The sequence below is a fragment of the Mesorhizobium sp. M2A.F.Ca.ET.039.01.1.1 genome, assembly GCF_003998035.1.
Taxonomy (GTDB): domain Bacteria; phylum Pseudomonadota; class Alphaproteobacteria; order Rhizobiales; family Rhizobiaceae; genus Mesorhizobium.
The window spans coordinates 1-8,330 of the sequence record NZ_RZRY01000256.1; the positions used below are offsets into that span (position 1 = coordinate 1).

At 64.1% G+C, this 8,330-nt stretch carries 7 protein-coding genes and 1 pseudogene; 6 read left to right on the plus strand and 2 right to left on the minus strand.

The annotated features are described in order from the left end of the window. A pseudogene (locus EOA24_RS43150) lies at positions 1 to 135 on the minus strand (bifunctional 3-demethylubiquinol 3-O-methyltransferase/2-polyprenyl-6-hydroxyphenol methylase); the annotation flags it as partial. Positions 136 to 444: 309 nt separating this feature from the next. On the opposite strand from EOA24_RS43150, the gene EOA24_RS19505 reads away from it, so the two are divergent. Then, entirely contained in the window at positions 445 to 1,002 is a 558-nt protein-coding gene (locus EOA24_RS19505) for a putative glycolipid-binding domain-containing protein (protein ID WP_126081084.1), read from the plus strand. Positions 1,003 to 1,015: 13 nt separating this feature from the next. On the opposite strand, the gene EOA24_RS19510 is transcribed toward EOA24_RS19505, so the two are convergent. Further along, the gene (locus tag EOA24_RS19510; protein ID WP_126081085.1) at positions 1,016 to 1,312 is read right to left on the minus strand and encodes an antibiotic biosynthesis monooxygenase; all 297 of its coding nucleotides are present in this window, start codon (positions 1,310 to 1,312) and stop codon (positions 1,016 to 1,018) included. A 215-nt stretch (positions 1,313 to 1,527) separates the two neighbouring features. On the opposite strand from EOA24_RS19510, the gene EOA24_RS19515 reads away from it, so the two are divergent. The 5 genes from EOA24_RS19515 to EOA24_RS19535 all read left to right on the plus strand — a co-directional run. Then, a complete protein-coding gene (locus EOA24_RS19515; RefSeq protein WP_126081086.1) occupies positions 1,528 to 2,781 on the plus strand; it encodes an aspartate kinase in 1,254 nt (417 codons plus the stop codon). Between the two features lie 83 nt (positions 2,782 to 2,864). Continuing rightward, complete coding sequence (gene ptsP, locus EOA24_RS19520) at positions 2,865 to 5,135, plus strand: phosphoenolpyruvate--protein phosphotransferase (RefSeq protein ID WP_126081087.1); 2,271 nt, start codon at positions 2,865 to 2,867, stop codon at positions 5,133 to 5,135. A 139-nt stretch (positions 5,136 to 5,274) separates the two neighbouring features. Next, on the plus strand, positions 5,275 to 6,354 hold the full coding sequence (gene prfA, locus EOA24_RS19525) for a peptide chain release factor 1 (protein ID WP_127409984.1): 1,080 nt from the start codon (positions 5,275 to 5,277) through the stop codon (positions 6,352 to 6,354). Beyond that, the gene (gene prmC, locus EOA24_RS19530) at positions 6,347 to 7,225 is read left to right on the plus strand and encodes a peptide chain release factor N(5)-glutamine methyltransferase (protein WP_126081089.1); all 879 of its coding nucleotides are present in this window, start codon (positions 6,347 to 6,349) and stop codon (positions 7,223 to 7,225) included. Before prfA ends, prmC begins: the two co-directional genes overlap by 8 nt. Before the next feature lie 331 nt (positions 7,226 to 7,556). Then, on the plus strand, positions 7,557 to 8,330 hold a 774-nt coding region (locus tag EOA24_RS19535; RefSeq protein ID WP_245501823.1), incomplete at its 3' end, for a DUF4167 domain-containing protein.

Below are 8,330 nucleotides of genomic sequence, written 5' to 3' on the forward strand. Positions count from 1 at the left end.
GATATAGGCAAGCCGAACCGGATTGAACTTGTGCAGCGGACGGAACTTGCCGTTCGGGTTCCACCATTCGGCGGCAAGGGCGGAAAAGCGTTCGACTTCTCCGGCATCGATGGTCGATCGGCGGGGTTCTGGCATAGGCGGGTCTCCAGCGCATGACCCCGAAAATCGGAATCGATTTTCGGAAAAGGATCATGCGCAAAGTCAAACTGCTACAGCGTCCTTTGCGCGTCCGAGAGGACGCGCGGCGCTGTAGAGCGTTAGGAAGTCGGGCCCTTGGCGCCAAAAGTCAAGGCAGGGTTTTTCGGCTGCCGCCATGCGCGCCCCGGCAACCCTGCGGCGCGGCCCGGCGTTCTGTCAGCACATGGCAGCTGACTTGCCGCGCGTCGAAACAAAGCGGAATGAAGAACGAATACAGGACAGCCGGCACCGGCAGGAGGATCAAAAATGCGCATCGAGACTTCGATCCTTTGGCGCCGGCTCGACCAGGAAGGCCACGATGCCTGCCTGCTCGGCGAGACGGATGATGGTTGGTGTCTCAAGGGACATGCCCTCTTCGTCCATGACGGCAAGTCGTCCAGCCTTGCCTATGAGGTGAGTTGTGATTCCGGCTGGCGCACGCGCGCGGCGCGGGTCGACGGCTTTGTCGCGCTGCAGGAGTTGCGCTTTGAGATCGAGCGCCGGGCCGACGGCCAATGGCTGCTCAACGGCAAGGGCCAGGCGGAGGCAGCCGGCCTTGTCGACATCGACCTCGGTTTCACACCCGCCACCAATCTTCTGCCGATCCGCCGCCTCGATCTTGGCCCCGGCAAGACGACGCCCGCCCCAGCCGCCTATCTGGCTTTTCCCCAGCTCGAGCTTGTGCGCCTCGATCAGACCTATCGTCGGCTCGACGAAAGCCGCTACGCCTACGCCGCGCCCATGTTCGGTTATGAGGCCGTGCTGACGGTTTCGTTGGCCGGCTTCGTTGTCGATTATCCAAGCCTGTGGCGAAGCGCTGCCTGAGCAAGTTGCGCGATCAGCGCGACAGCGCAATCTCGGCATGGCTCATGACAACGCTGGCGGGCTCGATCGCCTGCATGGCCTCGCTGTCGCCGATCTCGGCTATAATGCGGTCTGCCGCCGCCTGGGCCTGATCCAGGCTCTGCCAGCGCACGACATCCACCCAGGTGCCATCCTCACGCTTCCCTAGGTGACGGGCAAGAAAGCCCGGCTGCCGGGCGAGCCAGTCGGTCATGACCCGGTTGTTGGCGACAAAGCCGGCTTCGGAGCCGGGCTTGAGGCGGAAGGTGACGATTTCCAGGGTTTCGGTCATGAGAATCTCCAAAGGCCGGGTTTCGGCAGTCTATGGCATGATCGGCGACAGAAATCCGTCAGGATGAGCGTCGTCGGGGCGGCTATAGGCTCGCTCGCTTGCGAAGCCTTGTTGTTTTGGCTAAGGAGGCCGCGCATTTCCGCGCCTGGCTTAACCCCTGGCGTTTCCTTCGGTTCCGGCCGTGCGCCGGCTTCAGTCAAAGGCATTTCGCTTCCATGGCGCGTATCGTGATGAAATTCGGCGGAACCTCGGTCGCCGACATCGCCCGCATCCGCAATGTGGCGCGCCATGTCAAACGCGAGGTCGATGCCGGCCATGAGGTGGCGGTCGTGGTTTCGGCCATGGCCGGCAAGACCAACGAACTGGTCGCCTGGACCCGCGAGGCCTCGCCGATGCATGACGCGCGCGAATATGACGCGGTCGTCGCCTCGGGCGAACAGGTCACCGCCGGCCTGTTGGCGATCACGCTGCAGAGCATGGGGGTGCACGCCCGCTCGTGGCAGGGCTGGCAGATCCCGATCAAGACCGACAATGCGCATGGCGCGGCGCGCATCCTCGACATCGACGGCGCCTTCCTGATCAAGCGCTTCGGCGAGGGCCAGGTGGCGGTCATCGCCGGTTTCCAGGGCATCGGGCCGGACAACCGCATCGCCACCCTCGGCCGCGGCGGCTCCGATACAAGCGCCGTCGCGATCGCGGCGGCGGTGAAGGCCGACCGCTGCGACATCTATACCGATGTCGACGGCGTCTACACCACCGATCCGCGCATCGAGCCGAAAGCCCGGCGTCTGGCCAAGATTTCCTTCGAGGAAATGCTCGAAATGGCTTCGCTTGGCGCCAAGGTTCTGCAGGTGCGCTCGGTGGAGCTTGCCATGGTACACAGGGTGCGTACCTTCGTGCGGTCGTCCTTCGACGATCCCGATGCGCCCGGAATGGGGGATTTACTCAATCCGCCCGGAACGCTTATTTGCGACGAGGAAGAGATCGTGGAACAGCAGGTCGTCACCGGAATTGCCTACGCCAAGGACGAAGCGCAGATTTCGCTGCGCCGCGTCGGCGACCGTCCAGGCGTCGCCGCCGGCATTTTCGGCCCGTTGGCCGAGGCCAACATCAATGTCGACATGATCGTCCAGAACATTTCCGAGGACGGCAAGTTCACCGACATGACCTTCACGGTGCCGTCGGGCGATGTCGACAAGGCGCTTGCCGTGCTGGACAAGCTGAAAGCCGAAGTCGGTTACGATGTCGTGCAGTCGGAAGCCGGCATGTCGAAGGTCTCGGTCATCGGCATCGGCATGAGGAGCCATGCCGGCGTCGCCGCCACCGCCTTCAAGGCGCTGGCCGACAAGGCGATCAACATCCGCGCCATCACCACTTCCGAGATCAAAATCTCGATACTGATCGATGGTCCCTATACGGAACTTGCAGTTCGTACTTTGCATTCCGTCTACGGTCTGGATAAGCAATAGCAAGAACTGAGTCAGTTGTTGCGTGAACGCCGGCCGCGGGAGAAACTGCGGCGGGCGAAATGCCCATTGGAGAACAAGCCGCGATGCGTGATACGGCCGGTGGCCCGCGCGTTCTGCTCAAACGGCTTCGCGAGCTCATGCAGGAGCCGCTGGAGCCGCAGGAGCGGCTCGACCGTATCGTGCGCGACATCGCCTCCAACATGGTGGCGGAAGTCTGCTCGCTCTATGTGCTGCGCGCCGACTCCGTGCTCGAGCTCTACGCCACCGAAGGTCTGAACCCCAACGCCGTCCACCTGTCGCAGTTGCGGCTGGGGCAGGGACTGGTCGGCACGATTGCCGCCAGCGCGCGGCCGCTCAACCTGTCCAACGCGCAGGAGCACCCGGCCTTCGCCTATCTGCCGGAGACCGGCGAAGAGATCTACAACTCCTTCCTCGGCGTGCCGGTGCTGAGGGCGGGGCGCACGCTGGGCGTGCTGGTGGTGCAGAACAAGACCATGCGCCATTATCGAGACGACGAGGTCGAGGCGCTGGAAACCACGGCGATGGTGATCGCCGAGATGATCGCCACCGGCGATCTCGCGCGCCTGACCCGGCCCGGGCTGGAGCTCGACCTGCGCCGTCCGGTGAGCTTCACCGGCCTTTCCTTCAACGAGGGCGTCGGCCTCGGCCATGTCGTGCTGCACGAGCCGCGCATCGTCGTCACCAACCTGTTCAACGAGGACAGCGAGGAGGAGGTGCGCCGGCTGCAGTCCTCGCTCGGCTCGCTCAGGCTGTCCATCGACGACATGCTGGAGCGGCGCGAAGTCGCCTTCGAGGGCGAGCACCGCGAGGTGCTCGAGGCCTATCGCATGTTCGCCAATGACAGCGGTTGGGTGCGCCGGCTGGAAGAGGCGATCCGCAACGGCCTGACCGCGGAAGCGGCGGTCGAGAAGGTGCAGAGCGACATGCGCGCCCGCATGCTGCACATGACAGACCCTTATCTGCGCGAGCGGATGAGCGATTTCGACGACCTTGCCAACCGGCTCCTGCGCCAGTTGATGGGGCGCGGCCCCGAGGATGTCGCGGCCGCGCTGCCCAAGGACGCCATCATCGTCGCCCGTTCGATGGGCGCGGCCGAACTGCTCGACTATCCGCGCGACAAGCTGCGCGGCCTGGTGCTGGAGGATGGCGCCGCGACCAGCCATGTCGTCATCGTCGCCCGCGCCATGGGCATTCCCGTCGCCGGCCAGATGAAGGGCGCCGTTTCCATGGCGGAAAACGGCGACGCCATCATTGTGGACGGCGAGGAAGGGACCATCCACCTGCGGCCGCAGTCGGATCTCGAGGCCGCCTATGCCGAAAAGGTCCGGTTCCGGGCCCGACGGCAGGAAGTGTACCGGGAACTGCGCAAGAAGCCGTCGCTGACCAAGGATGGCGTTCCGGTCGATCTCCTGATGAATGCGGGTCTTGCCGTCGATCTGCCGCAGCTGACCGAATCGGGCGCCGCCGGCATCGGACTCTTCCGCACCGAATTGCAGTTCATGGTCGCCTCGACCTTCCCGCGCGCCGAGGCGCAGGAGCGGCTCTACCGCGACGTCCTCGATGCCGCGCGCGGCAAGCCGGTCACCTTCCGCACCATCGATATCGGGGGAGACAAGGTGCTGCCTTATTTCAAGGGCGCGATCCAGGAGGAAAACCCGGCGCTCGGCTGGCGCGCGATCCGGCTCACGCTCGATCGTCCCGGCCTGCTCAGAACGCAGATCCGGGCGCTGCTGAAAGCCAGCGGCGGCCGCGAGCTGAAGCTGATGCTGCCTATGGTGACCGAGCTGTCGGAGATCGCGCAGGCGCGCGAGATCATCGACCGGGAGGTCCGGCACCTGTCGCGCTTTGCCCATCACCTGCCCACCAGCCTTAAGCTCGGCGCGATGCTGGAAGTGCCCTCGCTCTTGTTCCAGCTCGACGAACTTATGAAGGCGGTGGATTTCGTTTCGGTCGGCTCCAACGACCTCTTCCAGTTCATGATGGCGGTCGACCGCGGCAACACGCAGCTTGCCGACCGTTTCGACACGCTTTCGGCGCCGTTCCTGCGGGTGTTGAAGACGATTGCCGATGCCGGCGTGCGCAACAACACGCCGGTGACGCTGTGCGGCGAGCTTGCCGGCAAGCCGATCTCGGCAATGGCGCTGATCGGCCTCGGCTTCCGCTCGATCTCGATGTCGCCGGCCTCGATCGGCCCGGTCAAGGCGATGCTGACAGAGCTGCCGCTGCAGGAGCTGAAAGACTTCTTCAAGGACAATCTGATGGCGCCCAGCCTGGGAACGCCGATGCGGGCGCTGCTGCAGGCGTTTGCCGACGACCGTTCTATTCCGCTCTAGATTCACGTGAGGGCGGTCTGCAAATGGCGATTTTCTGCGCTCCCGGTGCTCATGTACCTAAATGTACATTCGGCTCCAGTTCTCGAAACTCGCCATTTTCGACTCGCCCTGACGTGAATTCCATCGAAGTTCGAAGACCATGATCAACCTGCCTCGCGACCGTATGGATCAAGTCGTCAAGCGTTTCGACATGCTCGAAGCGCAGATGGCGGCCGGGCCTGCCGCCGATCAATATGTCAAAATGGCTTCCGAATATGCCGACATCCAGGAGATGGTGGGCAAGATCCGGTCGTTGCGAGCAGCCGAGCAGGAGCAGGCGGATCTCGAGGCGATGCTCGCCGACAAGGCAACCGATGCCGAGATGCGGGCCCTGGCCGAGGCGGACCTGCCGGAGGTCGAGAGCCGCATCGAGGCGCTGCAGAAGGACATCCAAATCCTGCTCCTGCCCAAGGATGCGGCCGACGAAAGGAACGCCATCCTCGAAATCCGCGCGGGCACCGGCGGCGACGAGGCAGCACTGTTCGCAGGCGATCTCTTCCGCATGTATGAGCGCTATGCCGCCTCGCGCGGCTGGCGCTTCGAGATCGTTTCGGCCAGCGACGGCGAGGTCGGCGGCTACAAGGAAATCATCGCCTCGGTGTCGGGCAAGGGCGTGTTCGCGCATCTGAAGTTCGAATCCGGCGTTCACCGCGTCCAGCGCGTGCCGGAAACCGAAGCCGGCGGGCGCATCCATACCTCGGCGGCGACGGTCGCTGTGCTGCCCGAGGCCGAGGAGGTCGATATCGACGTCCGGCCGGAGGATATCCGCATCGATACGATGCGCGCCTCGGGGTCCGGCGGTCAGCACGTCAACACCACCGACTCGGCGGTTCGCATCACCCACCTGCCAACCGGCATCATGGTGGTGCAGGCGGAGAAGTCGCAGCACCAGAACCGGGCGCGCGCCATGCAGATCCTGCGCGCGCGGCTCTACGACCTCGAGCGCAGCCGCGCGGATGAGGAGCGCTCTGAGTCACGCAAATCGCAGGTCGGGTCCGGCGACCGGTCGGAGCGCATCCGCACCTACAACTTCCCGCAAGGGCGCGTCACCGACCATCGCATTAACCTCACGCTCTACAAGCTCGACCGGGTGATGATGGGCGAGCTCGACGAGGTCATCGACGCGCTGATCGCCGACCATCAGTCGAAGCTGCTTGCCGATATGAGCCTCGATGGCTGATCGACTGCCCGCCGCGCTTGGCCCGCTGCTCAGGGCGGCGCGCGAACGTCTGGCCACCGCCGGCATTGACGATCCAGGGCTCGATTCCCGGCTGATCGTCGAACATTTTTCCGGCACGACCCGCACCCAGGCAATTGCCGACCCAGGGCAAAAGGTGGGTTCGGCGGCGCTTTCGGCCATCGAATCCGCCCTGAGGCGTCGCGTCGCAGGCGAGCCGGCGCACCGCATCCTCGGTTATCGCGAATTCTACGGCTTGCGCCTGTCGCTCTCACCGGAGACGCTTGAGCCGCGGCCGGACACCGAGACGCTGGTAGACGCCATTCTGCCTTTCGCCAGGACAACGGCGGAAAGGCTCGGCGAATGCCGCATTCTCGACCTCGGCACCGGAACCGGCGCCATCGCGCTGGCCCTGCTCAACGCCGTTCCGGTTGCCACCGCGACGGGCGTCGACATTTCACCAGACGCATTGGCGACTGCGGCCGGAAATGCCCGGGATCTGGGGCTCGGCGGGCGCTTCAAAGCCTTGCATTCCAACTGGTTCGAAAAAGTTTCGGGCTCCTACCATGTAATTGCCTCGAACCCTCCCTATATACCCAGTCGAGAGATTGGAAATCTGCAGGACGAGGTCCGCGATTTCGACCCGCACCGGGCCTTGGATGGTGGTGCGGATGGTTTGGACCCCTACCGGGTCATCGCCGCCGAAGCGGCAGGATTTCTGGAAACGCAAGGCAGGGTAGCGGTCGAGATCGGCCACACGCAGAAAAACGAGGTCAGCGGAATATTCGCGGCAGCGGGCTATGTGTTAACCGGAACACATCGCGACCTCGGCGGCAATGACAGAGTTCTGGTGTTCGAGCGGCGAAAGCCCTGATACAGCGCGAAAAAACCGCTTGGCAATATAAGGGAATGCAGTTAGGGTCCGGCTCAACCGGATGAGACGAAGCAGGCAGTGCTCCCAGCGATTCGGTTTTCCTTGGAAATAGCTGCCTTCTTGCGCAAACGACGCCCAAGCTTCGTGCGGGAATCGTCCGGCAAGTGATGTAACCGGAACAGGATGGCACGTGGCGCCAACGCAATTGATGCGGGCGAACGCCGGTGAAGAAACGAAACGGCTGGCTGCATGAGCGCCTCCGTTCGTGAAGAGTTTTTCGAAAATTCACTATGAAGAGAGTCTAATGAGGCCACAACAGCAGAACAGGCGCATGCGCGGTCGCAACAACAATGGCGGCGGTGGCAACAACAACAACCGCAAGGGGCCAAATCCCCTGACCCGCACCTACGAGAGCAACGGCCCGGACGTGAAGATCCGCGGATCGGCTCAACAGATCGCCGAAAAATACGCCACACTCGCCCGTGACGCGCAGAGCTCCGGCGACAGGGTGATGGCGGAGAACTATCTCCAGCACGCCGAGCACTACAATCGCATCATTGCCGCCGCGCAGGCGCAGATGCCGATCCAGAACGCCCAGCAAAACCGCGACGACTTCGACGATGATCTCGATGAGGATCGTGACGAGTTCGATTCTGTCGGCAACAGCAACGGCGGTGGAGCCGAGGCGCCGGCCGCGGCGAACGGCTCGGGGCCGCAGCCTGTGATCGAAGGCACGCCGGCGGAGCTCGCCTACAACCAGGAAAACGGCCGCGACAACAACCGGCGCGACAACAACCAGCGCGACAACCGCGACAACAATGGCCGCGACCGGCATCGTGACCGCCGCAACGGCGGCTACGGCCAGTATGGCCAGAACGGTCAGCGTGGCGACAACGCCCAGCGCGGCGAGCATGGCGGCCAGCAGTTCGACCAGAACCGGCGCAATGAGACCCCGGCGCAGCCCGAGGCCGCTGGAGAAGCCGGACCCCAGGCCGAGCAGGCGCCGCAGTTCGACAGTTTCTCGCCGGCAGCGCTCGCCGCACAGGCGGAGCTCAACGAAGCCGCCATGGACAATGGCGGCGGTCGCCGGCCGCGGCGTCCGCGC